The organism is Azospirillum sp. P4_B5 (assembly GCF_056402275.1).
This window is the reverse complement of the sequence record NZ_JBFUHT010000038.1, coordinates 17,609-43,776: the sequence shown is the minus strand read 5'-3', so window position 1 is coordinate 43,776 and position 26,168 is coordinate 17,609. Positions and strand designations below refer to the sequence as shown.

The 26,168-nt window shown below is 69.5% G+C and carries 22 protein-coding genes; 12 read left to right on the top strand and 10 right to left on the bottom strand.

Annotated elements, in window-relative coordinates:
- The first annotated feature begins 93 nt into the window (after positions 1–93).
- The 4 genes from AC1DVI_RS24380 (at position 94) to AC1DVI_RS24365 (ending at position 4,585) form a co-directional block, all read left to right on the top strand.
- On the top strand, positions 94–1,029 hold the full coding sequence (locus AC1DVI_RS24380; RefSeq protein WP_476960164.1) for a LysR family transcriptional regulator: 936 nt from the start codon (positions 94–96) through the stop codon (positions 1,027–1,029).
- 87 nt (positions 1,030–1,116) lie between these two features.
- Positions 1,117–2,241 carry a LacI family DNA-binding transcriptional regulator gene (locus tag AC1DVI_RS24375; protein ID WP_476960163.1) on the top strand — a complete coding sequence of 375 codons (1,125 nt, stop codon included), beginning with the start codon at positions 1,117–1,119 and terminating at the stop codon, positions 2,239–2,241.
- A gap of 100 nt (positions 2,242–2,341) precedes the next feature.
- The gene (gene uvrC, locus AC1DVI_RS24370) at positions 2,342–4,219 is read left to right on the top strand and encodes an excinuclease ABC subunit UvrC (protein WP_476960162.1); all 1,878 of its coding nucleotides are present in this window, start codon (positions 2,342–2,344) and stop codon (positions 4,217–4,219) included.
- Between the two features lie 135 nt (positions 4,220–4,354).
- Complete coding sequence (locus AC1DVI_RS24365) at positions 4,355–4,585, top strand: hypothetical protein (RefSeq protein ID WP_247889599.1); 231 nt, start codon at positions 4,355–4,357, stop codon at positions 4,583–4,585.
- An 82-nt stretch (positions 4,586–4,667) separates the two neighbouring features.
- Here AC1DVI_RS24365 and AC1DVI_RS24360 read toward each other — a convergent pair whose 3' ends face one another.
- The 3 genes from AC1DVI_RS24360 to AC1DVI_RS24350 form a co-directional block, all read right to left on the bottom strand.
- Positions 4,668–4,892 carry a hypothetical protein gene (locus tag AC1DVI_RS24360; protein ID WP_246472645.1) on the bottom strand — a complete coding sequence of 75 codons (225 nt, stop codon included), beginning with the start codon at positions 4,890–4,892 and terminating at the stop codon, positions 4,668–4,670.
- Positions 4,893–4,939: 47 nt separating this feature from the next.
- The gene (locus AC1DVI_RS24355; RefSeq protein WP_147394556.1) at positions 4,940–5,152 is read right to left on the bottom strand and encodes a hypothetical protein; all 213 of its coding nucleotides are present in this window, start codon (positions 5,150–5,152) and stop codon (positions 4,940–4,942) included.
- A 229-nt stretch (positions 5,153–5,381) separates the two neighbouring features.
- Positions 5,382–5,933 (bottom strand): YcbK family protein, encoded by a 552-nt coding sequence (locus tag AC1DVI_RS24350; protein WP_476960161.1) that lies wholly within the window; start codon positions 5,931–5,933, stop codon positions 5,382–5,384.
- 565 nt (positions 5,934–6,498) lie between these two features.
- On the opposite strand from AC1DVI_RS24350, the gene AC1DVI_RS24345 reads away from it, so the two are divergent.
- Positions 6,499–8,289 (top strand): hypothetical protein, encoded by a 1,791-nt coding sequence (locus tag AC1DVI_RS24345; protein ID WP_476960160.1) that lies wholly within the window; start codon positions 6,499–6,501, stop codon positions 8,287–8,289.
- Positions 8,290–8,383: 94 nt separating this feature from the next.
- Here the strand turns inward: AC1DVI_RS24345 and AC1DVI_RS24340 are convergent, their stop codons facing one another.
- Both AC1DVI_RS24340 and AC1DVI_RS24335 read right to left on the bottom strand, forming a co-directional pair.
- On the bottom strand, positions 8,384–8,578 hold the full coding sequence (locus tag AC1DVI_RS24340; RefSeq protein WP_476960159.1) for a hypothetical protein: 195 nt from the start codon (positions 8,576–8,578) through the stop codon (positions 8,384–8,386).
- Between the two features lie 62 nt (positions 8,579–8,640).
- The gene (locus AC1DVI_RS24335; RefSeq protein ID WP_476960158.1) at positions 8,641–8,826 is read right to left on the bottom strand and encodes a hypothetical protein; all 186 of its coding nucleotides are present in this window, start codon (positions 8,824–8,826) and stop codon (positions 8,641–8,643) included.
- Positions 8,827–9,132: 306 nt separating this feature from the next.
- Between AC1DVI_RS24335 and AC1DVI_RS24330 the strand changes: the two genes are divergently transcribed.
- The gene (locus AC1DVI_RS24330) at positions 9,133–11,229 is read left to right on the top strand and encodes a YgiQ family radical SAM protein (protein WP_476960157.1); all 2,097 of its coding nucleotides are present in this window, start codon (positions 9,133–9,135) and stop codon (positions 11,227–11,229) included.
- Between the two features lie 219 nt (positions 11,230–11,448).
- On the opposite strand, the gene AC1DVI_RS24325 is transcribed toward AC1DVI_RS24330, so the two are convergent.
- Positions 11,449–12,087 (bottom strand): hypothetical protein, encoded by a 639-nt coding sequence (locus tag AC1DVI_RS24325; protein WP_476960156.1) that lies wholly within the window; start codon positions 12,085–12,087, stop codon positions 11,449–11,451.
- Positions 12,088–12,201: 114 nt separating this feature from the next.
- Here AC1DVI_RS24325 and AC1DVI_RS24320 point away from each other — a divergent pair, with 114 nt between their 5' ends.
- Complete coding sequence (locus AC1DVI_RS24320) at positions 12,202–12,981, top strand: C40 family peptidase (protein WP_476960155.1); 780 nt, start codon at positions 12,202–12,204, stop codon at positions 12,979–12,981.
- Here the strand turns inward: AC1DVI_RS24320 and cobA are convergent.
- The 4 genes from cobA to nirB all read right to left on the bottom strand — a co-directional run bounded on the left by cobA (position 12,904) and on the right by nirB (position 19,445).
- Positions 12,904–13,851, bottom strand: a complete 948-nt coding sequence (cobA, locus tag AC1DVI_RS24315) for a uroporphyrinogen-III C-methyltransferase (protein WP_476960154.1) — start codon at positions 13,849–13,851, stop codon at positions 12,904–12,906. The genes AC1DVI_RS24320 and cobA overlap by 78 nt on opposite strands.
- Positions 13,826–16,420 (bottom strand): molybdopterin-dependent oxidoreductase, encoded by a 2,595-nt coding sequence (locus tag AC1DVI_RS24310; protein ID WP_476960153.1) that lies wholly within the window; start codon positions 16,418–16,420, stop codon positions 13,826–13,828. The genes cobA and AC1DVI_RS24310 overlap by 26 nt, the downstream gene beginning before the upstream one ends.
- A gap of 196 nt (positions 16,421–16,616) precedes the next feature.
- Positions 16,617–16,973: a nitrite reductase small subunit NirD gene (gene nirD, locus AC1DVI_RS24305; protein ID WP_035677835.1), complete on the bottom strand. Its 357-nt coding sequence runs from the start codon at positions 16,971–16,973 to the stop codon at positions 16,617–16,619.
- 6 nt (positions 16,974–16,979) lie between these two features.
- A complete protein-coding gene (nirB, locus tag AC1DVI_RS24300; RefSeq protein ID WP_476960152.1) occupies positions 16,980–19,445 on the bottom strand; it encodes a nitrite reductase large subunit NirB in 2,466 nt (821 codons plus the stop codon).
- A 669-nt stretch (positions 19,446–20,114) separates the two neighbouring features.
- On the opposite strand from nirB, the gene AC1DVI_RS24295 reads away from it, so the two are divergent.
- The 5 genes from AC1DVI_RS24295 (at position 20,115) to AC1DVI_RS24275 (ending at position 26,150) form a co-directional block, all read left to right on the top strand.
- Positions 20,115–21,503: a CmpA/NrtA family ABC transporter substrate-binding protein gene (locus AC1DVI_RS24295; RefSeq protein WP_476960151.1), complete on the top strand. Its 1,389-nt coding sequence runs from the start codon at positions 20,115–20,117 to the stop codon at positions 21,501–21,503.
- Between the two features lie 158 nt (positions 21,504–21,661).
- Positions 21,662–22,753, top strand: a complete 1,092-nt coding sequence (locus AC1DVI_RS24290; protein ID WP_476960150.1) for an ABC transporter permease — start codon at positions 21,662–21,664, stop codon at positions 22,751–22,753.
- Positions 22,754–22,766: 13 nt separating this feature from the next.
- Positions 22,767–24,431, top strand: coding sequence for an ABC transporter ATP-binding protein (locus tag AC1DVI_RS24285; RefSeq protein ID WP_476960149.1), 1,665 nt, complete (start codon positions 22,767–22,769; stop codon positions 24,429–24,431).
- 47 nt (positions 24,432–24,478) lie between these two features.
- Positions 24,479–25,081: an ANTAR domain-containing response regulator gene (locus AC1DVI_RS24280; protein WP_476960148.1), complete on the top strand. Its 603-nt coding sequence runs from the start codon at positions 24,479–24,481 to the stop codon at positions 25,079–25,081.
- Positions 25,082–25,433: 352 nt separating this feature from the next.
- Complete coding sequence (locus tag AC1DVI_RS24275) at positions 25,434–26,150, top strand: phosphoribosyltransferase (protein ID WP_476960147.1); 717 nt, start codon at positions 25,434–25,436, stop codon at positions 26,148–26,150.
- Positions 26,151–26,168: the final 18 nt, after the last annotated feature.

Sequence of the window (26,168 nt, the reverse complement as noted above, 5' to 3'; positions counted from 1 at the left end):
GCGCGGCAAGGAGCCGGCGTGGTCGGCCTTCGGCCGCCCCCTCATCCTGACCTTCTCCCCAGGGGGGAGAAGGAAAATCAGGAAAGACACGGCGTGGCGCTGCTGGAGAACATGCGGGTGTTCGTGCGGGTGGTGGAGCTGGGCAGCCTGTCCGCCGCCGGGCGCAGCCTGCGCCTGTCGCCCGCCGTGGTCAGCCACCGGCTGCAAAGCCTGGAGGAGCATCTGAACGCCCGCCTGCTCAACCGCACCACCCGGCAGGTGCAGTTCACCGAAGCCGGGAAGGTCTTCTTCGAACACTGCCTGGAGGTTCTGGAGGCGGCTGAGCGGGCGGAGAGCAGCGTCGGCGCCATCGGCGGGGCGCCGGTGGGCAGCCTGCGGGTGACGGCGCCGCTGGGCTTCGGTCGGCGCATCCTGGCCCCGATGGTGCCGCGCTTCCACGCCGCCTACCCCCAGGTGGACCTGCGGCTGCGCCTGTCCGACCATCTGCTCGACCTGCTGCGCGAGGCGACGGACGTCGCCATCCGCATGGCGCCGCTGAAGGATTCCAGCTTCGTCGCGCGCAAGATCGCCGACCTGCCGCGGGTGCTCTGCGCCGCGCCCTCCTACCTGGAGCGACGGGGCGTGCCGGCCCGGCCCGAGGATCTGCTGTCCCACCACTGCCTGCTGCTGCGCTTTCCCGGATCGCAGCAGTTCCAATGGACGCTGACCACGCCGCAAGGCCCGATGACCCTGCCGGTGTCCGGCCAGTTCGACGCCGACGACGGCGACGTGCTGACCGGCTGGGCGCTGGCCGGGGAAGGGATCGTGCTGAAGCCGCTGTGGGAGGTCGCCGACCATCTGCGCCGCGGGACCCTGCGCGTCGTGCTGCCCCACTGCCCGCCGGAACCGGTGACGCTCGCCGTGCTCTACCCCCACCGCAACCTTTTGCCCGCCAAGATCCGCGTCTTCATCGACTTCTTCGCGGAGCAGGCGCGCGCCGCCCTGGCGGATACGGAAATGGCCGGAGCGGAACCGAATGCCGCGCCCTGACCGTTCCCGCATTTCCCCCGCTTTTCCAACGGCGTGCTATGATGCCGCCTCGCCGCGCGGCGGGGTTCGCCGCAGGGAAGGACGAGAATGACCGCACAGCCGCCCGCCAAGCCGTTTCCGCCGAAACCCGCCAAACCCATCCGCAAGAAGACCCGCCGCGCCACCGAGCGGCTGACCATGACGGACGTGGCCAACGCCGCCGGCGTGTCGCCCAGCACCGTCTCGCTCTATCTGCGCAAGCCGGAGGCGGTGTCGGAGGAGCTGGCAACCCGTGTGCGGACGGTGATCGACCAGCTCGGCTACGTGCCGAACCTCGTGGCGGGCAGCCTCGCCGCGGCGAAGAGCCGGACGGTGGGCGTGATCCTGCCCTCCATCACCAACTCCTTCTTCGCGGAAACCTACAACACGCTGCAAAGCGCCTTCCAGACCGCCCATTACCAGACGCTGCTCGGCGTCAGCGAGTTCGATCCGGAGCGGGAGGAGGAGTTGATCCGCGCCTTCCTCGCCTGGTCGCCCGCCGCGGTGGTGGTCACCGGCCTGCACCACACCGAGCGGACGCGCGCCATGCTGCGCTCCTCCGGCGTGCCGGTCGTGGAGATGTGGGACATCCCCTCCGCCCAGACCCCGGCGGTGGACATGACGGTCGGCTTCTCCCACTTCGAGGTCGGGCGGCGGCAGGCCAGCCACCTCTACGACCAGGGCAGCCGCAAGGTCGCCTACATCGGCGCCGCCGTTCACCAGGACATGCGCGTGCGCAGCCGCACCGACGGCTATGAGGACGAGGTGCGCCGCCGCGGCCTGCACGAGCCGATCGCCTTCACCGCCCCCGACACCGCCTCCACCCCGGTCGGCATCTGGCTGATCGACGAGGTGTTCGCGCTGCATCCGGACATCGACGGGGTGGTCTGCTCCAACGACGCCATGGCGCTGGGCGTGCTGTTCGAGGCGAACCGGCGCGGGCTGAACGTGCCCGACGATCTGGCGGTGATCGGCTTCGGCGACCTGACCTTCAGCGCCGCCTGCCTGCCGCCACTGTCCACCGTCCGTCCGCCGCAGCGCGAGATCGGGGAACTGGCCGCCGGCCAGATCCTGGCCCGGCTGAACGGCACCACGGTGGCGCAGCCGCACCACGGGCTGGATTGCGAGCTGGTCGTCCGCGACAGCACCCGCCCGGATGCCGCCGTGGGCGTGGAGCGGCAAAAGGCGGGGTGAATCCTGGTCTGAAGAACAGGACCGAAGATTGTCCCTTGTCCATGGTTCGTTCCCCTGCTTCCTTCCGCGCCATCGTGATTAGCACACCGGGTTAGGGACCATGGCCGGCTTGGCTGTAGATGGAGCCGCGGTGATCCGCGCCACCCTGCCGACGCTGCCGGACACGCCCGGCGTCTACCGGATGATCGGGGCGGACGGGCGCATCCTGTATGTCGGCAAGGCGAAGAACTTGAAACGCCGGGTGGCCAGCTACACCCGGACGGACGGGCTGCCCAACCGCACCCGCCGCATGGTGACGCTGACCCGCTCCATGGAGTTCGTCACCACCCACACCGAGGCGGAGGCCCTCCTGCTGGAGGCCAACCTGATCCGCCGCCTGCTGCCGCCCTTCAACGTGCTGGTGAAGGACGACCGCTCCTTCTCCTACATCGCTTTGGGCGAGGGACACGAGTTTCCGCGGTTGATGCACCATCGCGGCAGCGCCGACCGGCATGGCAAGAAACGCGACCTGTTCGGCCCCTACGCCTCCCCCGCCCTTGTCGGCATGACCATCGGGGCTTTGCAGCGCGCCTTCCTGCTGCGCAACTGCGACGACGCCACCTTCACCGCGCGCACGCGGCCCTGCCTCCAGCACCAGATCAAGCGCTGCTCCGCCCCCTGCGTCGGCCGCGTCTCGGCGGAGGACTATGCCGCCCAGATGCAGGGCGTGCGCGACGTGCTGACCGGGCGCAGCGCCGCCGTCCAGGCGGAGTTTGCACGGCACATGATGGACTGCTCCGACCGGCTGGCCTACGAGGACGCCGCCCGTTGGCGCGACCGCATCCGCGCCCTGACTGCCCTGCAAAGCCGCCAGGACATCAATCTGGAAGGCGTGCTGGAAGACGCCGATGTGCTGGCCGTCCATGCCGAGGGCGGAACCGCCTGCGTCCAGGCCTTCTTCTTCCGCGGCGGGCGCAACCAGGGCACCCGCGCCTTCTTCCCCCGGCACGACGGCGAGGAGGAGCCCGCCGCGATCCTCGCCGCCTTCGCCGCCCAGCTTTACGAAGGGACGCCGCCGCCCCGTCACCTTCTGCTCAGCCACGCCATCCCGGAGCGCGCCCTGCTCGCCGAGGCGCTGACGCTCGCCGCCGGACGGCGGGTGGAGGTGGAGGTTCCCCAGCGCGGCCCCAAGCGCCGCGTCGTCGAACACGCCCTGACCAACGCGCGCGAGGCGCACGGGCGCCGCATGGCCGAACGCTCCGCGCAAGGCAAGCTGCTGGCCGGGGTGGCGCGCGTCTTCGGCTTGTCCCAAACACCGGCCCGTATCGAAATCTACGACAACTCGCACATTCAGGGGGCTTTCCCCGTCGGCGCCATGGTGGTCGCCGGGCCGGAGGGCATCCAGCGCAACGCCGGACGCCGCTTCCACATCAAGGACCCGGCGGCGGCGGGCGACGACTGCGCGATGCTGCGCGAGGTGCTGACCCGCCGCTTCGGGCGCGCGCTGCGCGAGGACCCGCAGCGCGGCGGCGGCCAGTGGCCCGATCTGGTGCTGATCGACGGCGGGCTCGGCCAGTTGAACGCCGCCCGTGCGGTTCTCGACGGGCTGGGCATCGCGGGCGTGCCGCTGGCCGCTATCGCCAAGGGGCCGGACCGCGACGCCGGACGCGAGCGCTTCTTCCTGCCGGACCGCGAGCCCTTCCGGCTGGAGCCCAACGACCCGGTGCTGTACTTCCTGCAACGGCTGCGCGACGAGGCCCACCGGACGGCCATCGATGCCCACCGCACCCGCCGCCTGAAGGCGATGGACCACACCCGCATCGACGGCATCCCCGGCGTCGGCCCGTCGCGCAAGAAGGCCTTGCTGCACCATTTCGGCAGTTCCACCGCGGTGGCCTCGGCGGGGCTGAAGGACCTGGAGGCCACCCCCGCGGCCCTCCCCCGCTGTCGCAGGGGAGGGAGAATAGTCCCCTCCCCTGCGACAGCGGGGGAGGGTTAGGGTGGGGGCAACCGCCGCCCGAATTATTCCAAAGACACCGATGCAGCCGCCGCTCATCAGTCCTGCGTTTGCGCGGTTTTTGGTTAGTGCTTCCTTAACCCGACAGGATCATGGTCCGCCCACCGAAAACAGAGCATGCACGCAGGGCGCCTGACCATGGGCCAGAAGACCATCAAGTTCTCCGACAAGAACGGCTACCGCGACGTCGAACTCGACAGCCTGCCGCGCAACGTGCGCGCCGCCGTCACCGACATGGCGGCCAGGAACCCCGTCGCCGGCATCATCATCGACCAGACGGGCATGCTGTACCGCATTCACCTGACCGAACCGGCAAACGTCTATCTGGACGTGCTCTCGGTCGCCTGAACCGCGGCACATCCCCAGAAGAAACGGCGGCGCACCCGAGGCGCCGCCGTTTCCATTTCAGCGTGCCGTCACGAGCGTTCCGTCACTCCGGCAGAACGGTGACGGTGCGGTCCAGCGCGGCGCGCGGAACCGTCGAGCCGAAGCCGGATAGGATCGCGCGGGCGTGCCCCGGAGCCAGCCCCGTCATCCGGGCCAGATCGCCGGCGTCCAGCCCCTGCTGTTCGGCGGCGTGGCGGATGCGTGTGATGGCGTCGCGTTTCTCCGTGCGGTCCATGGCGCTGCTCCGTTTGCGGACATGATGGGTCATGCGGTCCTCCTGTGCCGGCGGGCAGGGAGAGGCGGGTTTGCGGCTCCTCAGTGCGGGCGGCCTTCCAGGCGGCGCAGCGCGCGGTCGAGCGTGCTCACGGGCATCATGAACACGGTGCCGCCCAGCACCGCCCGGACATCCTCGATGTCCAGGCCGGTCGCCGCGGCAACGCCACGCTCGTCCAGACCGCGGTCTTCAGCGATCACGGCGATCCAGCCCGCCAGCGTGCGGGCCTGGGCCATCCGGGCCGGGTCCGTCAACGGGTGACGATGCGCCGATAAGCTGCGGCCTCGAGGGGCCGTAAGGTCGGTTGGGGTTAGCATGGGCTCCTCCCAAAGAGCATTGGCCTGATCCAATGGCCTTCTTTTTCGGGCTATGGTGCGCTTCCTCCGCCCTGCGCACAATCCATCCATCGGCGTAATGCCCTTCGCCCGATGCCCCCTGGCAAAAGGTTCTGCGACGAAAAGTCCCGATGCTGCGCCGCCACGCTCAGGCTCCAACCCAGCGCCGCGTCGGCCCGGTGTCCACATGGACGAAGTTCCGCTTCGCGTAGCAACCCGCCCCGCCCTCGCCGAAGGACAGGGCGCAGCGATAGAGGTCCACCGCGCGCCGCCCCTGCAGGCGCAGGTCGACCGCCCGCCCCTGCAGATGCAGGCTGCCCGTCGCCGCTCCCTTGACCCGGCGGTTGGTTTCCTGGGACCGGAAGGCCGACAGCACTTCGAACGGATGCTGGCTATCCAGCTTCTCCTGCATTTCCGACAGGCGGTTCAGCAGGGCGAGATCGATGCGGTGGCAATCGTCGCTGCGATGATCGCGCAGCACCCAGTCGATGCGGGCCATCGCCTCCGCCACCGGGCGTCCCTCCGCCCAATAGACGTCGTCGAAGCCCTCCCCCGTCAGGCAGTTGTAAATTCGCAGCGTGCGCTCCGGCGCCGGCTCCCACGCCGCGGCGGTGCGGCTGTTGCAAACACCGACCGCCACGGCAGCCCCCAACCCGAAGATGCCGCGGCGCGTCAGCGCGGACGTGGCAGGCTGGTCCATCCGGGATTTCTGGGGAGACGTTTGAAGGGAGGGAGCGGGGCAGCGGCGGGACGGAACGTTCAGCGTGGACAAGAAAGACGAAGACAAAAAAGGCATGGAACCACCGGTGCGTTGCGTTACCGAAGCCGAGAACAGGGAAAACCGGGAAATGTCGGCACGCCTTATCGACGGCGGGGGATGCGCGTCGGTGAGCCGGGCGTGCCGCGGGGACGGGAGAGAGCCTCAGCCAGTGTTCGGGTCCTCCCGTGTCGAGTCCCCTGTCCGGCGGCGGGTAAACCGGATAATGGCCCGACCGTTCCGCCGCGGCGGGTAGCATACGGTAGTTTACGCCCCGTTCGGCGGGGGTACTCCTCGCCGCATTCGGTCCGGCGCCTCGGGCCTTTGGATGACCGCCCTATCCCAACGATCAGAGAAGCGGGCGGACTTCGGGAACATGGTCCGGCCTAAAAGCACAGGGCCGATGGACATCAGTTTTTCCCAATGAAAGAATGCCGGCAACACATCGACCCACCCCTTTTGGGAAAGAACGCCCGTCGTCTTTCTCAACGTTCGGGAGACGTCACGAATGACCGAGGAAACTCCGCCCGCGCAGGGGTGGGCATTGGACGATCGTGCCGTCAGAACTCAGCTTGAGCGGATTTTGGCGAGCGTCCATTTCGACGCGTCGGATCGCAACCGTCGCTTCCTGCGCTATGTGGTCGAGGAGTGCCTGGAAGGCCGGGCGCAGCAGATCAAGGCCTACTGCATCGCCGTCAGCGTCTTCAACCGGGAGCCGAGTTTCGACCCTCAATCCGATCCCATTGTGCGGCTGGAGGCCGGGCGGCTGCGCCGCAGTCTGGAGCATTACTATCTGACCGCGGGCCGCCACGACCCGATCCGCATCGTCGTGCCGAAGGGCGGTTATGCCCCTCGCTTCGAAAAGCTGAGCGACGATCCGTGCCTTGACCCGCCCTGTCCCCCCGTTCCGGCGGCGGACACATCTCGGCGCCCCATTTCTCCGCGCATCGCCGGGCTGGCCGCCGTGGTGCTGATCGCGGTCGGGCTGGTGGGGCTGCTGATCGGTCGCAACCTCGCCACCTCCATCGAGGTGGAGGAGGCCCTGGCGCTCGGCCCCCATTCCATCGCGGCGGCCATGGGGCCGGGGGTGAGCGACCCGAGGACGGCCCGGTCCCCGGCAGTCGATGCATCGATGACCATTGTCGTCGGCCCCTTCCGCACCACCGGCCAGTCGGCGGAGGATGGCGCTCTTGCCGCCATGCTGACCGACGAGATCGCCAGCGGCCTCGCCAGCCGCACCGATCTTTCTGTGCGGATCGACCCGCCGCCCACCGCCGCCCTGCCCCATCAAGGACTTCGCCTGTCTGGAAGCCTTCAGGCACACGACGCGGCGGTTCGCCTGGTCGTGCACTTGACCGACCTCGCCACCGGGGCGGTGCTGTGGTCCAGCAGCCTGGACCGGCCCGCCGGGCCGGAGGGAGCACCCACCCCGCAGGCCCTGGCGGTCGGCATCGTCGAGCCGCTCACCGCTGCGCAAGGCCCCTTGCTGCCGGTTGCCACCGCGCGTCTGCGCGCGAAACCGGCCGCCAGCCTGTCGCCGCGTGAGTGCGCCGTCCTCGCCACCGGACGGCATGAGATCCCGCCGGCCGAGCGGGCCGCCTTGAGCGGTTGCCTGACCTCCGGGGCTAGCGCGCTGACGACCAGCGCCGGCGAGGCCGCCCGCCTCTGGTCGGCGCTGTCCCTGCTGCAATCCGACGCCTATCGTGCGGAGCGGAACGACGCAACGCTGAACGAAGCCTTGGCTGCCGCCTTGCGCGCCACCGAACTGGAGCCGACCTCGCTGCGCCCGTTGACGGCACTCTACACCGCCTATTGTCTGGGCGGGCAATACGCCCCCTGCTTTGCCACCGGGCAGCGCGCCTTGCAGGCTTCACCCGGGAACGCCCATGTGCTGGGTGACCTCGGCCTGTGGCATGTCGAAGCCGGGCAGTCCACGAAAGGTCTGCCACTGCTGGAGCAGGCGATGGAGCGCGACCCCGCGCAGCGGGAACGGCTTCTGCCCGCCTACAGCCTCGCCCTCCAGCGTCATGGACACCCGGACAGCACGAAGCTGGAGTTCGAGGTGACCGCCGCCGCCCCGGCCCAGGCCGCCCTGGCGGTCGCCTTCGTGCAGATGGGCCGGATGGACGAGGCCAAGGCGGCGGCGACACGGGCGTTGGCGGCGGACCCCGATTTCGCCCGCCGCGCCGCGCGGGAGCAACGCATCCAACCCCTGCCCCCGACGCTGGACGCGGCCATCCGCAGCAGCTATGCCATGGTCGGACTGGCCGCGCCCGCGGGCGAGAGCGTCACCCGGTAGCTCTCATACCCAGTCGTTCTCATACCCAGTCGTTCTCATACCCAGTCGTTCTCATACGACGTCGTATGATGAAACCGACGACGCTTCCGACACGTCAGCCGGTGCCCGGCTGGACGGAGCCGTCATCCTCTTCCGCCCGCCGCCGCAGCTCGTCCGACGTCGTTCCGGCGGGTACGGCGTCCTGCAACGTCCCATCGCCGGGCGTCTTGGTCTTGTCTTCCAACGGGGAGTCTTTCCCCGCCTCGGCCCCCGCCTGGGGAAGGCGGTCGGGTGTCTTCTCTTCAGCCATGGCGAACCTCCGCTTGTTGTGGTTCCAGCGAACAACGCCCGCAGTGCCTGCGGGGGTCCCCGTCACGGCCGGGGTGCACTGTCCGGAGAGTCGCCCGTGCCCAACGCCTTATCCTTTCTGGTCTCGGCGCCCGGCCCTTCGATGTTCTGGAAGCCCATCTTCTCCTCGTCGATGGCGGGGTCGGCGCGGGTGTTCTTGATGTCGAGCGGTTCGTCGCGCTGGTCGCTATAACGCCTGTCGGTGCTCATGGTCCACTCCTGTCCATGGGTGAGGCTTTCGTCTCCGCCCTTCCCAACAGGGTGCCGGGAGACCTGTTGCGGCCCGTCTTTCCCATGGCCCCTTGCCGCGGGCGGCCCGGCTGCACACATCACGGCGTCATGATCGCGTATAAAGTTGACCCCGACGGTCAGGCAATCCTTGACCGCGCCGCGGCACTTCCGTAGGGACTCGCGCGGTGGACCATGCCGGACAAGACCGGTATGAACCGGCACCCGACCATCAAGCACCCCGCCCCGGCAGCGCCTCGCGCACCGGCGGCCCGAACGGAGAGCGTCATGCTCAACGAAGCCACGCCCACCGTCGCCGTTCCGGCGGCGCGGGACATCTTCTCCCTCCCCCGGCACCGGACGGAGGCCCGGCGCCCGGCGCCCTTCCTGCCGATGACGCGGGCGGAGATGGACCGGCTGGGCTGGGATTCCTGCGACATCGTGGTGGTGACGGGCGACGCCTATGTGGACCATCCCAGCTTCGGCATGGCGATCATCGGGCGGCTGCTGGAGGCCCAGGGCTTCCGCGTCGGCATCATCGCCCAGCCGGACTGGAGCAGCGCCGAACCATTCAAGGCGCTGGGCAAGCCGAACCTGTTCTTCGGGGTGACCGGCGGCAACATGGACTCGATGGTGAACCACTACACCTCGGACCGCCGCCTGCGTCACAACGACAGCTACACCCCCAACGACGAGGGCGGCAAGCGGCCCGACCGCGCGGTGATCGTCTACAGCCAGCGCTGCCGCGAAGCCTACAAGGACGTGCCGATCGTGCTGGGCGGCATCGAGGCGAGCCTCCGCCGCATCGCCCAGTACGACCATTGGAGCGAGAAGGTGCGCCGCTCCGTCCTGGTCGACGCCAAGGCGGATATCCTGTGCTACGGCAACGCGGAGCGCGCGATCATCGACGTCGCCCACCGCATCGCCGCCGGGGAGAAGGCGCGGGAGATCGACGACATCCGCGGCACCTCCATCGTCCGCAGCCGCGTGCCCGATGGATGGACCGTCCTCGACAGCAGCAGCATCGACGAGCTGACCGCCGCCGCGCCGCGCGCCGCCGGGGCCGACCGCACCGTGGTCCGCCTGCCCTCCTTCGAGCAGGTCAGCGCCGACAAGCTGCTCTACGCCCACGCCTCGCGCGTGCTGCACCAGGAGAGCAACCCCGGCAACGCCCGCGCGCTGGTGCAGCGGCACGGCGACCGCGAGGTCTGGCTGACCACCCCGCCGATCCCGCTGACCACGGCGGAGATGGACGGCGTCTACGGCCTGCCCTACGCCCGCGCCCCTCACCCGTCCTACGGCGACGCGCGCATCCCGGCCTGGGAGATGATCCGCTTCTCGGTGAACATCATGCGCGGCTGCTTCGGCGGCTGTTCCTTCTGCTCGATCACCGAGCATGAGGGGCGCATCATCCAGAGCCGGTCGGAGGAGTCGATCCTCAAGGAGGTCGAGGAGATCCGCGACAAGGTGAAGGGATTCACCGGCGTCATCTCCGACATGGGGGGGCCGACCGCCAACATGTACCGCATGGCCTGCAAGGACCCGGAGATCGAGAAGGTCTGCCGCCGCCCGTCCTGCGTCTTCCCGGACATCTGCAAGAACCTGAACACCGACCACAGCGACCTGATCCAGCTCTACCGCAAGGCGCGCGCCATCCCTGGCGTGAAGAAGATCAACATCGCCTCGGGCCTACGCTACGACCTCGCCGTCCGCAGCCCGGAGTATGTGAAGGAGCTGGTGACCCACCATGTCGGCGGTTACCTGAAGATCGCGCCGGAGCACACCGAGCCCGGCCCGCTGTCCAAGATGATGAAGCCGGGCATCGGCACCTACGACCGCTTCAAGGAGATGTTCGAGAAGGCGGCCAAGGCGGCGGGCAAGAAGCTCTACCTGATCCCCTACTTCATCGCCGCCCACCCCGGCACCAGCGACGAGGACATGATGAACCTCGCTTTGTGGCTGAAGCGGAACGGTTTCAAGGCCGATCAGGTGCAGACCTACCTGCCCTCCCCCATGGCGCTCGCCACGGCGATGTACCACAGCGACCGCAACCCGCTGCGCCCGATCCGCCGCGAGGGCTCGGAGACGGTGTTCTCCGCCAAGGGGCTGAAGCAGCGCCGCCTGCACAAGGCCTTCCTGCGCTACCACGATCCGGAGAATTGGCCGGTTCTGCGCGACGCGCTGAAGGCGATGGGCCGCAGCGACCTGATCGGGCCGGGCGAGCACCAGCTCGTTCCGGCCTGGCAGACGACGGGGGGGATCGGCAAGGCGGACAAGACCAAGGCGGATGGGCCGAAGCCGGGCAAGACCTTCTACACCCAGCAGGCGGGCAAGGGCCGGCGGACGCCGGCCAAGGTCGGCAAGCCGACGGGGCGGGCACGGTAGCCTTTCATCCCCTCTCTCGCCCCGGGAGATGAAAGGGGCCCACGCGCAAGCGTGGGAAGGGTGAGGGTGCCGGCAAAAGACCAGCGCTCGATCCTTGCGCGACCCTCACCCGCTCTCGGCGGACCGAAGGTCCGCCTGCCGCGTCAGCGCTGGCTTTCAGCCAGCGCGAGAGCCCGCTGCGCGGGCACCCTCTCCCGAGGCGGGAGAGGGAAAAAGACCTCAGCAGTCGTTGAGCGCCTTGATCCGTTCGATCAGCGCCAACCCATCGCGCTCCGCCAGCGCGACCTCGGCGGCGCCGTCGCAGGTGCGGCCGTTCACATAGACGTAATGGTAGCGCACGCGCACGGCGTCCCGGCCAACAGGCTCCGCGGCCAGCAGGCGGACGGGAACGCTCATGTTGCCGTAGAAGCGGTTCATCGACGCGATGTCGTAGGCCCCGCTGCCCCGCTTCTCGGGAATGACGTAGGTGTTGGCCCGCGCGGCGTCCGCCTGCCCCAAGGCGTCATAGAAGGCGCGCACCGCCGCGACCCCGTCGGTCGGTTGGGGGCGCGGCGTGGGCGGATGGATTTGGGCCGGGTCAGCGCTCGCGGCGGGCTGCGGGATGGGCGCAGGGCTGGCCGCGGGCTGACCCGGCCGGACCACCGTGGCCGCCGAGGACGGCTGCGGTGGAACGAGGACCGGCGGGGCAGGGGGCTGCTCCACCGCCGGAGAAGGAGCCGGAGAGGGAATGGGCTTCGGCACGAGCCGCAGGGGACCTTCGGTCGCCATTTGGGAGGCCGTCTGCGCCGTGGCTGCACCGGCCAGCAGACATGCCCCTGTCGCCGCCGCGAGCCCCAGACGCCTCACACGGTTGCCCATCGCACTCTCCTGTCGAAAAGCGTCAAATCCATAGCAAATCCCCACCTCCCGGAGGATTGTCCGGAACGGTCCTCTGGCTTGCAATCCGGCGGGGCGGGCTCTAGCGTGACCGGCATGACCGATGCACAGACCACCCCGATCCGCCGGCTCGCCGCCCCGCAGGCCGTTCTTCTGGAACAGCCGAGGCACGGCGTCCCGCAAACCAGCGAGATGCTGTTCGGTGAAACATGTACGCCGCTCGACCGGGATGGCGACTGGGTGAAGGTGGAAAACCGCACCGACGGGCATGTCGGCTGGCTGCCCCCCGGCACGGACCTGAGGGAACCCGTCTCCCCGACCCACCGCGTGTCCGGGCGCGTGGCGAACCTGCACCCGGCGCCCACCCACAAGGCGGTGCCGGTGGCAGCGCTGAGCTTCGGCAGTCTGGTGACCGTAGCGGAGCAAGCGGATAGCGGCTGGGTCCGGCTCGACAACGGGCTGTGGAGCTTCGGCAAGCGGCTGGAGCCGGTGGCCGTGCCGCTGGACCGCGTTCCGGTCGAAACGGCGCTGCGCTTCCTGGAGACGCCCTATGTCTGGGGCGGGCGGAGCGCCTTCGGCATCGACTGCTCCGGCCTCGTCCAGGTGGCGCTGCGCGCGGCGGGGATCACCACCCACCACAGCAGCGGGATGCAGCGCAACGACGGCCGGCTGGGGCCGATGGTCTCGGCTGACGGGCAGGGGGTCGACTACCGCCGGGGCGACATCGTGTTCTTCCCCGGCCATGTCGGCATCATGCTGGACGGCGCCACGCTGCTGCACGCCACCGTCTTCACCATGTCAGTCGTGACCGAGCCCCTGGCCGACGTGGCCGCCCGCGCAGAGGGCATCACCGGCGTGCGCCGGCCGGTCTTCTAGCACCTGGGCCTCCAGCGCCCAGCCGATCAGAAGCAGCGTCGGGCCGCCGCCCGCCGCCACGCCTTGCTCGGCCATGACGCCCAGCGTCGTGCGGTGGTGGCGTTCGTCAGGGCGGCAGCCGTTCTCCACCGCCAGCACCGGCGTGTCGGGGGAGAGGCCCCCCACGGTCAGGCCGCGCCCAACGCGGCGGGCGGCCTCGCGCCCCATGTAGATCGCCAGCGTGCCCTTGGGGTCGGCCAGCCGCGCCCAGTCCGGCTCCGTCGCGTCGCCCTCGCGGGCGTGGGCGGTGACGAAGGTGACGGCGCGCGACACGCCACGCTTGGTCAGCGAGAGCCCGGCGCTGGACGCGCAGCCGAGCGCGGCGGTGATGCCGGGGATCACCGACACGCTGATTCCGACACGCTCCAAATGCTCGATCTCCTCGCCGGCCCGGCCGAAGATCATCGGGTCGCCGCCCTTCAGCCGGACGGTGCGCCGCCCACTGCGGGCCTGCGCCGCGATCAGGGCGTTGATCGCCTCCTGCGAATGGGAGTGCTGGCCCGACCGCTTGCCGACGCAGATCAGCTCCGCCTCCGGCTGCGCCAGGGCGAGGATGCCCGGCCCGACGAGATGGTCGTAGAGGATCACCTCGGCCTGCGCGATGGCCCGCGCCGCGGCGACGGTCAATAGGTCGGGGTCCCCCGGCCCGGCGCCGACCAGCGTGACGTGCGGGGCCCGCGTGCCCGCCTGCGGGATGGCGCGGGCAACGCGGCGGGCTGTGCGCGGACGCAGCGCCGAGCCCAGCGCGGCGCGCAGGACGACGATGAAGTTGAAACGCTTGCCCCCGGATCGGGAGACGAGACCGTCAAGCCACATGGCTGCGCTGGGCATCGGTAAGGATCTCCTTGAGTTCGGGGATGCAGGAGCCGCAGTTGGTCCCGGCCCGCAGGGCCGCTCCGACCTCCTGGACCGTGGTCAGGCGTTGGCTTCGGATGGCGGCGATCAGGCGGTTGACGCCGACGCCGAAGCAGGAACACACCGTCCGCCCCTCGTCCGCCGTGGGAACCGGCGACCGGCCGGAGAGCAGGGCGCGGCGGGCGGCACCGTCCAGCGCCTCCGCCGACAGCAGGTCGACCAGCCAGCCCCGGCTGGGCAGGGCGCCGGAGGTGGACAGGAACAGGCAGGCCACCAGCCGGTCGTGGGTCACCCAGGCGCGGCGCAGCACGCCGCGGGCCGCGTCGCTGTAATCGACCGTCGCCCCGGCGAAGCCGAACGCCAGCGCCTCCGGAGCGGGCAGGGCGCCCTCGCCGGCCAGTTCGATCAGGTGGCCGCCGGGGACGGCGCGGCGTGACCAGTAGCCGCCATGGGCGGGCTCCACCGGGTCTCGGGCGATCAGGAAGCCGGTCCAGGCGGCGGGGTAGGGGGTGACCGTGACCGGCATCCGCTTCAGGTCCGGCTGGCCCGACACCGGGTCCACGGCCACGTCGTCCACCAGCCGCCCGACGACGCAGGAGGCGGTGAAGCGGTCGGTCCAGTGCATGGGCAGAAAGGCCTCCCCCACCCGCTGCGCCTCGGTGACACGCAGCCGGGCCAGCGCCGTGCCGACGGGGGTGGACAGGCTGATCAGGACGCCGTCCGCCAGGCCGCGCGCCGCCGTGTCCTGTGGGTGGAGGTCCAGGCAGGGTTCCGGCGCGTGGGAGGAGAGGCGCGGCGACAGGCCGGTGCGCGTCATGGTGTGCCACTGGTCGCGCAGGCGGCCGGTGTTCAACATCAGCGAACCCGGCTCCAGGGAACGGGGCAGGGGGCGGGACAAGACCGGGACGAAGCGCGCCCGCCCGTCGTCGGTGAAGAAGCGTCCGTCGGTGCAGAGACGGCGCGTCGGACCTTCGCCAACCCTTTGCGGCCAGGGGGCGGGAGCCAGTGTTTCAAATTCAGCGTCGGACAGCCCGGCGAGGCCGCCGATGTCGAAGGCGCGGGCGCCGTCGTTCTCGAAGGCGGAGAGGGCGGCGTGCTCGCGGAACAGGTCGGCGGGCGTCTCGAAGGGGAAGACGGCGGCGAAGCCCATGGCGCGGGCGACCTGGGTGACGATCCACCAGTCGGGCCGCGCCTCGCCCGCCAGGGGACGGAAGGCCCGCTGGCGGGAAATGGTGCGATCGGAGTTGGTGACGGTGCCGTCCTTCTCGCTCCAGCCGGCGGCGGGCAGGCGGATGTGGGCCAGCCGCGCCGTGTCGGTGTCGGCGATGCAGTCGGAGACGATGACGGTCTCGCACCGCGCCAGCGCGCGGCGGACGCGGGCGGCGTCGGGCATGCTGACCGCCGGGTTGGTCGCCATCACCCAGACGGCGCGGACCGTGCCTTGCTCCACGGCGCGGAACAGGTCCACCGCCTTCAGGCCGGGCTTGTCCGCCACCCGCGGCGCGTTCCAGAAGCGGCGCAGCCGGTCCACCGACTCCGGCTCGAACCCCATATGGGCGGCGAGCTGGTTGGCGAGCCCGCCGACCTCGCGCCCGCCCATGGCGTTGGGCTGGCCGGTGACCGAGAAGGGTCCCATCCCCGGCGCGCCGATCCGTCCGGTCAGGAAATGGACGTTCAGGATGGCGTTCACCGTGTCGGTCCCCTGGGAGGACTGGTTCACCCCCTGGGAATAGACGGTGACGGTGCGGCGGACCGTTGCGACTTCAGCGTAAAAGGCTTCGATTTCGGCCAGCGGCAGACCGCAGCGGGCGGCGACATGGGCGGTGGAGGGGGCGTCGGCGCGCGCCGCCTCCAGCGCTTTCGCCAATCCGGCGGTGTGCTCGGCGACGAAACGGGCGTCGATCAGGCCGTTGTCGGCCAAATGGACGAGCAGCCCGTTGAACAGCAGGGCGTCGGTGCCGGGCCGGATGGGCAGGTGGCGGTCGGCCCCATCCACCGTGGCGGTGCGGCGCGGGTCGATCGCGACGACGCGGGTGCCGCGCGCCTGTTTCGCCGCCAGCAGCCGCTGGTTCAGGATCGGGTGGCACCAGGCGAGGTTGGAGCCGACCAGCACGACCAGATCGGCTTCGTCCAGATCCTCGTAGGTCACCGGCACCGCGTCGGCGCCGAAGCCGCGCTTGTGGCCCGCCACGCTGGAGGCCATGCAGAGGCGCGAGTTGGTGTCGATGTTGGCGGTGCCGATGAAGCCCTTCGCCAGCTTGTTGACGGCGTAATAGTCCTCGGTCAGCAACTGGCCGGAGACGTAGAAGGCGACCGAGTCCGGCCCATGCTTGGTGATGGTGTCGGAGAGGCGCGTTGCGACTTCCGCGATGGCCTCGTCCCAGGCGACGCGCCGCCCGTCCACTTGCGGGTGCAGCAGCCGTTCGCCGAGGCCCAGCGTGTCGGGGAGGTTGGTGCCCTTGGAGCAGAGCTTTCCCCGGTTGGCCGGGTGGTCGGGATCGCCGACCACGCTGACGGTGCCGTCCGCGGCGACGGAGGCCAGCACGCCGCAGCCGACGCCGCAGTAAGGGCAGGTGGTGCGGATGGGCTTCCCCGCCGCGTTTTCCCTCTCCCCTCCGGGGAGAGGGGAGGGTGAGGGGGTTGCGCTTGTGCCGGACGCCGCGCCACGCGCAACCCCCTCACCCCAACCCTCTCCCCAGGGGGGAGAGGGAGAAAAAGGAAGGGGCGAGTCGGACGGCGCGTCACCCATGGCCGCACCCTCCACGTCCCGGACGGAAGGCCGCCAGCCCGAGCTGCACCGCGCCGTCCACCACCCGCACCGGGCAATGGCCGGCGCAGCCCTCGTCCGGGCCGACCGCTTCGCCGCTGGCGAGGTCGATCACCCAGCTGTGCAGCGGGCAGGTCACGCGGGCGCCGTGGACGATGCCCTGCGACAGCGGGCCGCCGGCGTGCGGGCAGCGGTCCTCCAGCGCGTAGACCTCGTCCGCCACGGTGCGGAACAGGGCGATGTCGCCGAAGTCGGTCCGCACCACGCGGGACCCCTGGCGGGGAATGTCCTCGACCGAGCCGACGGTGATCCAGGAAATGCTCTGATCCATGTGTCGTTACCCCACCTGTGCGAGCGGCGCGAATTCGTGACGGTCCACCGACCCGCTGGCCCGCTCGGCCCACGGATCGTCCTGCGAAAAGCTTTGGGAGAAGAGGAAGCGGGCGTTGAGCGCCGCGCGGCCCTCCGCGTCGTCGACCAGCCGGCGCTTGATGTGGTCCAGCCCGACGCGTTCGACCCATGGGGCGGTGCGCTCCAGATAGCGGGCCTCCTCGCGGTAGAGCTGCATGTAGGCGCCGGTGTATTCCAGCACCTCCGCTTCGGTCTCCACCTTCACCAGCAGGTCGCAGGCCCGGACATGCATGCCGCCGTTGCCGCCGACGTGAAGCTCGTAGCCGCTGTCCACGCAGACGACGCCCAGGTCCTTGATGGTGGCCTCCGCGCAATTGCGCGGGCAGCCGGAGACGGCCAGCTTCACCTTGTGCGGGGTCCAGGTGCCCCAGGTCATCCGCTCCAGCTTGACGCCGAGGCCGGTGCTGTCCTGCGTGCCGAAGCGGCACCATTCCGACCCGACGCAGGTCTTCACGGTGCGCAGCCCTTTGGCGTAGGCGTGGCCGGACACCATGCCGGCGGCGTTCAGGTCCGCCCACACCGCGGGCAGATCCTCCTTTTTCACGCCGAACAGGTCGATGCGCTGGCCGCCGGTCACCTTCACCGTGGGGATGGCGAACTTGTCCACCACGTCGGCGATGGCGCGCAGCTCCTTGGCGCTGGTCAGCCCACCCCACATGCGCGGGACGACGGAGTAGGTGCCGTCCTTCTGGATGTTGGCGTGGACGCGCTCGTTGATGTAGCGGGACCGGCTGTCGTCCTTGTACTCGCCCGGCCATTCGCAGAGCAGGTAATAGTTCAGCGCCGGGCGGCAATGGTGGCAGCCGTCGGGCGTGCGCCATTCCAGCCGCTGCATCACGTCGGGGATGGTTTTCAGTTCCAGCGCGGTGATGGCCCGGCGCACCTCGTCGTGGGTGCGGTCGGTGCATTTGCACATCGGCTTGGCCTTTGCCTCGCCCGCATAGCCATCGCCCAGCGTCAGGGCCAGGAACTGCTCCACCTGACCGGTGCAGCTTCCGCAGGAGGCCGAGGCTTTGGTATGAGCCCGCACCTCGTCCAGGTTGGACAGACCCTTTTCGGTGATCGCCTTGACGATGGTGCCCTTGCACACGCCGTTGCAGCCGCAGATCTCCGCACTGTCGGGGAGCGCCGCAACGGCGGCCTTAGGGTTTGCCGCCCCCTCGCCTCCAAAACTCTGGCCGAAGATCAGGGTGTCGCGGACCGGCGCCACCTCGGTGCCGTCCTTCAGCATCTGGAAGTACCAGCCGCCGTCCTTGGTGTCGCCGTAGAGCACGGCGCCGAGGATGCGGTTCTCCTTGACCACCACGCGCTTGTAGACGCCGCGGGCGGCGTCGCGGAACACGATGTCCTCACAGTCCTTGCCGCCGGTGAAGTCGCCCGCCGAGAAGACGTCCACCCCCGTCACCTTCAGCTTGGTCGAGGTGACGGAGCCGGTGTAGGCGGCCTCCGTACCGCCGGCCAGCCGGGCGGCGGCGACCTTGGCCATCTCGAACAGCGGGGCGACGAGGCCGTAGGTCTGGCCGCGATGCTCCACGCACTCTCCGACCGACAGGATCGCCGGGTCGGAGGTGGTCATGGCGTCGTCCACCTGGATGCCGCGCCCGCAGGCCAGCCCCGCCGCCTTGCCCAGCGCCATGTTCGGGCGGATGCCCACGGCCATGACCACCAGATCGGCGGGAAGCTCCTGCCCATTTTTCAGGCGAACCGCGGAAACGCTCTCATTGCCCACAATTTCGGCAGTGTCGGCGCCGGTCAGCACGGTGATGCCACGGCGTTCCAGCTCGTGCCGCAGCAGCGCCCCGGCGGAGCGGTCAAGCTGCCGTTCCATCAGCGTGTCCATCAGGTGCAGGACCGTGACGTCCATGCCCTTGACCTTCAAGCCGTTGGCCGCCTCCAGCCCGAGCAGGCCGCCGCCGATGACCACGGCGCGCCCGCCCTTGGCCGCCGCCTCCAGCATCGTGTCGACATCGGCGAGGTCGCGGAAGCCGACGACGCCGGGCAGGGTGGAGCCCGGAACCGGGATGACGACGGGGGTGGAGCCGGTGGCGATCAGCAGCTTGTCATAGGGCACGGTCAGGCCGGAAATGGCCGTGACGGTGCGGTTCGCCCGGTCGATCACCTCCACCCGGTCGCCGGTCAACAGCTTGATTCCGTTGGCTTCATACCAGTCGCGCCCGTTCAGCACGATCTGTTCGAAGGTCTTCTCCCCGGCCAGCACGGGGGAGAGCATGATGCGGTTGTAGTTGGGGTGCGGCTCGGCGCCGAAGACGGTGATGTCGTAGCGGTCCGGCGCCTTGGCCAGCAGTTCCTCCAGCGTGCGGATGCCGGCCATGCCGTTGCCGACGACGACCAGCCGTTCGCGCGGAGTGGATGGATTGGTGTGCGTGCTCATGCTGTGTGCCCTCTTGCGAGGCCGCGAGGCCGAAAAGAAAAAGGCGCCCGAAGCCCTGGGGACTCCCGCGGGATTCCCAGGGTTTCGGACGCCGTTGTCCGGGTGGTTCGCCGTCGAACCGGCCATGGCGCCGTTGCCCTGGCCCTGATCTGCCCATCCTTCTGGCAATCCGCGTGCCAACACCGGCACCAAGGTATGAGAAAGGGGCCGGAATGGCGGATTTCCGCCATTTGCGAGGCTCCGCCACCACTGGCGCATGGCGGGAGTGTCGGGACCTGAACACGCGCTTTTGTCCTGCATCGAACAAAAAGCGGTCCGAAAGCCGACAAATTGTGCAATGCGGCACCACCAAGGTACTAGCACAAACAATAGGCAATTCGCGTCAAAGCCGCAGAAACAAAGACCTTTGGCTCTGTTTGGACGCCATCTCAGCCTTTGGCATGGTCCTTGCGAGAGGAACGGCGGGACGCGCCAACGGCGGTGCGTCCATCCCATACGCCCAAGGTTGGGCCCCTCGGCACCGTCGCTGACCCGGTTCGACAGCCCTTCATGGCTGGAGAGCCCTCAACGGCGCGTCGCCGGTGGGGCGTTGGATCGAGGTCGGGCGTGCCGCGGGGGTCCGGAACGAGAGATGGAGCGACCAACGTGACGCGAGACGTGACCCGAGACGTGATCCGACTTCCCGCCTCCCCCCGCACCGCCCTGCTGTCCGCCGCCGCCACGCTGGCGCTGACGCTCGGGGCCGCCCAGGCCGCTCCGCTCGACGTGGAGAAGGACCAGCTCAAGCTGGGCTTCATCAAGCTGACCGACATGGCGCCGCTCGCCATCGCCGCGGAGAAGGGCTTCTTCGAGGACGAAGGCCTGTCGGTGACGCTGGAACCGCAGGCCAACTGGAAGGTGCTGCTCGACCGCGTGATCTCCGGGGAGCTGGACGGCGCCCACATGCTGGCCGGTCAGCCGCTGGGCGCCACCATCGGCTTCGGCACCCAGGCCAACGTGGTGACCGCCTTCTCGATGGACCTCAACGGCAACGGCATCACCCTGTCCAACGAGGTGTGGGAGCGGATGAAGCCCAACCTGCCCAAGGGGGCGGACGGCAAGCCGCTGCACCCGATCAAGGCCGACGCGCTGAAGCCGGTCATCGCCCAGTACCGGGCGGAGGGCAAGCCCTTCACCATGGGCATGGTCTTCCCCGTCTCCACCCACAATTACGAACTGCGCTACTGGCTGGCCGCCGGCGGGATCAACCCCGGCTACTACGCGCCCAACGACGTGTCGGGGCAGATCCAGGCCGACGCGCTGCTGTCGGTGACCCCGCCGCCGCAGATGCCGGCGACGCTGGAGGCCGGGACCATCTTCGGCTACAGCGTCGGCGAGCCGTGGAACCAGCAGGCGGTGATGAAGGGCATCGGCGTGCCGGTCATCACCGACACCGAGATCTGGAAGAACAACCCGGAGAAGGTCTTCGGCGTTACCGAGGGCTGGGCCGCCAAGAACCCCAAGACCCATCTGGCGCTGGTCAAGGCGCTGATCCGCGCCGCCATGTGGCTGGACGAGAACGACAACGCCAACCGCGCCGAGGCGGTGAAGATCCTGGCGAAGTCGGAGTATGTGGGGGCGGACGCCAAGGTCATCGCCAATTCGATGACCGGCACCTTCGAGTATGAGAAGGGCGACAAGCGGGCGGTTCCCGACTTCAACGTCTTCTTCCGCTACAACGCCACCTATCCCTTCTATTCCGACGCCGTCTGGTACCTGACGCAGATGCGCCGCTGGGGTCAGATCGCCGAGGCCAAGCCGGACGCCTGGTACGACGAGACCGCCCGCAAGGTCTACAAGCCGGAGATCTATCTGAAGGCCGCGCGGCTGCTGGTGGAGGAGGGCAAGGCCAAGGAGGCCGATTTCCCCTGGGCCAGCGACGGCTACAAGCCGCTGGACGAGGGCTTCATCGACGGCATCGCCTACGACGGCCGCAAGCCCAACGAGTACCTGACGAAGCTGCCCATCGGCCTGAAGGGCGGGCAGGCGCTGCAGGGCGGCCAACTGGTCGGCGGTTGAGACTGCGGACTTCCGAATTCCGCGCAGAGGCTGCGACGGGCCCCCACCCTAACCCTCCCCCGCTCACGCAGGGGAGGGGATTTCGTCCCTCCCCTGCGAAGCGGGGGAGCGCCGGGGTGGGGGCATCGGCGCCCCGCGCCAAACAGAAAGATCACCCCATGACCAGCGTGACCGACACCGCCACCCTCTCCTCCGCCGAGGCGCTGCGCGCCCGGCGCAAGGCCCGCCTCGCCCACGCGCTCAACCGTACCGCCGCCACCCTGCAAATCGTCGGGCTCGGCTGGCTCGGCCCGCTGCTGCGCATGGCCGCCGGGGACAGCCCGCGCCAGCAGGGGCGGGAGCTGTGGCAACAGATGGGCGTGCCGCTGACCGCCCTGATGCTGTTCCTCGCCGCCTGGGCGTGGCTGGCGCCGCAGGTGAACACCAGCCTGGGCGCCATCCCCGGCCCGGCCCAGGTGTGGGAGCAGGTGGGCGTCCTGCACGCCGACCATCAGGCCGAACGCGCCAAGGAGGCCGCCTTCTACGACCGGCAGGCCAAGCGCAACGCCGAGCTGCTGGCCAAGGACCCCGCGGCCGAGGTGAAGACCCGCCCCTACGCCGGCAAGCCGACCTATCTCGACCAGATCGTCACCAGCCTGAAGACGGTCTTCACCGGCTTCCTGCTCGGCGCGCTGGTGGCGGTGCCGCTGGGCGTGGCCTGCGGCCTCTCGCGTACGGTCAACGCGGCGATGAACCCGCTGATCCAGATCTTCAAGCCGGTGTCGCCCTTGGCCTGGCTGCCGCTGGTCACCATGGTGGTCAGCGCCACCGTGTCGAGCGACAACCCGACCTTCGAGAAGTCCTTCCTGACCTCGGCCATCACGGTCACGCTCTGCTCGCTGTGGCCGACGCTGATCAACACGGCGGTCGGCGTGTCCTCCATCGACAAGGACCTGATGAACGTCGGCAAGGTGCTTCAGCTCTCCGGCCCGACGATGGTGCGCCGGCTCGTGCTGCCCTCGGCGCTGCCCTACATCTTCACGGGTCTGCGGCTGTCGCTGGGCGTGGGCTGGATGGTGCTGATCGCGGCGGAGATGCTGGCCCAGAACCCCGGCCTCGGCAAGTTCGTGTGGGACGAGTTCCAGAACGGCTCCTCCTCCTCGCTCGCCCGGATCATGGTGGCGGTCTTCACCATCGGCCTGATCGGCTTCCTGCTCGACCGCGTGATGCTGGCCTTCCAGGCCGCCGTTTCCCACACCGGCATCCGCTGAGGAGTTCCCGAGCATGGCCATCCTTGAGCTGAAGAACGTCGCGAAGTCCTACGGCGGGACCGAGGTGCTGCGCGGCATCGACCTGTCCATCGCGGAGGGGGAGTTCGTCGCCATCGTCGGCTTCTCCGGCGCCGGCAAGACCACGCTGGTCAACCTGATGGGCGGGTTGGCCGCCCCCGACGCCGGCGAGGTGCTGTTCCGCGGCGAACCGGTGCGCGGGCCGGGGGCGGAGCGCGGCGTCGTGTTCCAGAACTACTCGCTGATGCCCTGGCTGAGCGTGAAGGACAACGTGGCGCTGGCCGTGGACGCCGTGCACAAGGGCAAGCCGTCGCCGGAGCGCGGCGTGCTCACCCGCCGGGCGGTGGAGACGGTCGGCTTGGGCCACGCCACCGACCGCCGCCCCAAGGAGCTGTCGGGCGGCATGCGCCAGCGCGTCGGCTTCGCCCGCGCGCTCGCCATGAGCCCGGAAATGCTGCTGCTCGACGAGCCCCTGTCGGCGCTGGACGCGCTGACCCGCGCCAAGCTCCAGGACGAGATCGAGGCGATCTGGCGCAAGGACCGCAAGACCGTCGTCCTCATCACCAACGACGTGGACGAGGCGATCCTGCTGGCCGACCGCATCATCCCGCTGACGCCGGGTCCGGGGGCGACGCTCGGCCCGGCCTTCGCGGTGGACCTGCCGCGCCCGCGCGACCGCACCGCCGTGAACCACGACCCCGACTTCAAGCGCCTGCGCGCCGAGGTCACGGCGTGGCTGATGGAGGCCGGGGCCAGCCGCGCCGCCGCCGCGGTGGACGAGACCCTGACCCTGCCGGCGGCGACGCCGATCACCGCCGCGCCGCCGCCCAAGGCTTATCTGGCCGGGCAAGCCGGCGGCCTGTCCGACGACCGCTACGTCGAGTTCAGCCGGGTCACCAAGACCTTCGCCACGCCGAAGGGGCCGCTGACCGTGGTGGACGGCTTCGACCTGAAGATGCGCAAGGGGGAGTTCATCTCGCTGATCGGCCATTCAGGCTGCGGCAAGTCCACGGTGCTGTCGATGGTCGCCGGGCTGGCCGACGTCTCCAGCGGCGGCATCGTTCTGGACGGCCGGGAGGTCGACGGCGCCGGCCCCGACCGGGCGGTGGTCTTCCAGGCGCCCAGCCTGTTCCCCTGGCTCACCGCGCTGGAGAACGTCATGCTGGGGGTCGACCGCGTCTACCCGCAGGCCGGCCGGGGGGAGCGCAACGACATCGCCCGCTACTACCTGTCGCGCGTCGGGCTGGGCGACGCCATGCACAAGAAGGCGGCGGAGCTGTCCAACGGCATGAAGCAGCGCGTCGGCATCGCGCGGGCCTTCGCCCTGTCGCCGAAGCTGCTGCTGCTCGACGAGCCCTTCGGCATGCTGGACAGCCTGACCCGCTGGGAGCTTCAGGAGGTGCTGATGGAGGTGTGGGCGCGCACCCAGGTCACCGCCATCTGCGTCACCCATGACGTTGACGAGGCGATCCTGCTGGCCGACCGTGTGGTGATGATGTCCAACGGGCCGAACGCCCGCATCGGCCACATCCTGGAGGTGGACATCCCCCACCCCCGGACCCGGCAGGCCCTGCTGGAGCACCCCCGCTACTACGCCTACCGGGAGGAGTTGCTGAATTTCCTGGAAGGCGGGCATCACGGGACGGTGAAAGCGGCGTGAAATGGGCGGCATGAACGGGTCGGCGTAAGGGGAAGGTGAGAACGGCGATGGCGAGCAAACCCCTGACCATTCTTGTGGCCGGCCCCGACGCCACAGCGACGCGGGCGGTGGAGGACGGCTTGGCCGGGGCGGGGGGCCGCGACCGGATCGCCGACCGGATCGTCGTGGTCCATGGCTTCGCCGATCTGCCAGCCCGCGTCGCCGCTCGGGCGCCGGACGCGGTCGTCGCTGTTTTGGCAACATCGGACCCTGCAACGCTGGACGGCCTCTTCCGGCTGGCCCGGTCGGGAGCCTGCGCCGTCGTCCTGTTCGCCGACAGAGCGCCGCCGGGGGCTGCGGCGCAGGCGGCGGAGGCCGGGGTGGCCGCCTTCGTTCTGGACGGTCTGCATCCCGCCCGCGTGCGGCCGATCCTGGAAACCGCGCTGGCCCGCTACGCTGCTTTTGAAACGCTGAAACGCGAACGCGACGAGGCCCGGACGCAGCTCGCCGACCGCAAGCTGATCGAGCGGGCGAAGGGCATCCTGATGCAGCAGAAGTCCCAGACGGAGGAGGCGGCCTACAACGCCTTGCGCAAGGCCGCCATGAAGCAGGGCCGCCGCATCGCCGACATCGCGCAAAGCGTCATCACCGCCGCCCAGATCGAGCTGTGACGCGTTTCAGATCAAGCACTTCGGAGGGAGATTGTACTAAACGGCCGCTTCACTTCCTTGACTGGAAGATTGGGGCTCAAACGACCCGGTGATGGTGCGCCCCCTCAACAGTGCCAAAGCTCGCGAATCGCGGCAAGCCATCTGTTTGTCCCGATTGAGATGATGGACTCGTTCCGGCGGATCGATGGCAGGAACAGCCGCGCCGCCTGGAGCCCGCCGCCGACGTTGAGGGAGAGCTGATTCTGGATGGCATCCTCGTCGCCGTCGGCGAAAGGTGCCCTTAACCTGGGTGAAGAGAGCTTTCCCGAAAAGACGCTTAACACACGTTGAACGGTGGCGAGCGGAGGACAGCATGACGCCAGGATCAGCGACGAAGAGCGGACTCGGCATTCCGTTCCGGTTCCGTAACCGGAACGAAGCTGGCCGACGCCTTGCCGCAAGCTTGACACACCTTCGCGACGAGAAGCCGGTCGTCCTGGCTCTGCCGCGCGGCGGCGTTGCGGTGGCCGTCGCGGTGGCAGGAGCCTTCCATGCGCCGCTCGACATCGTGCTCGTGCGCAAGATCTGTGCGCCATTCCAGCCGGAACTGGCCGTCGGTGCCATAGCGGATGGCGGCCAGATCGAAACCGTCATCAACCCGGATGTTGCGGCCTTCGTGTCCGAAGCCTGGATCGGAAAGGAGACGATTCGCCAGCTTCGGGAGATCGAGCGCCGGCGGGCCGTGTATGTCGGCGACCGCCCGCGCGTGCCGGTCGCCGGGCGCACCGCCATTCTTGTGGATGACGGCATCGCGACCGGCGCGACGATGCGCGCCGCCTTACGGTCGGTGCGCCGCGCGAACCCGAAGCGGCTCGTGCTGGCGGTGCCGGTGGCGCCGCCCGACATCGTGTCGGAGCTGCGGGCCGAAGCCGACGAGGTCGTCTGTCTCCAGGTTCCGCACTCGTTCGGCGCCATCGGCGCCTTCTACGAGGATTTCCACCAGCTCGACGACGCCGAGGTCATCCGCCTGCTGGACGAGGCGTCGCGCCCATGCCCGCCTCGGCATTGGATCAGGCGCCGTGAGCGGTGACTGATGGCAGCCACCTCG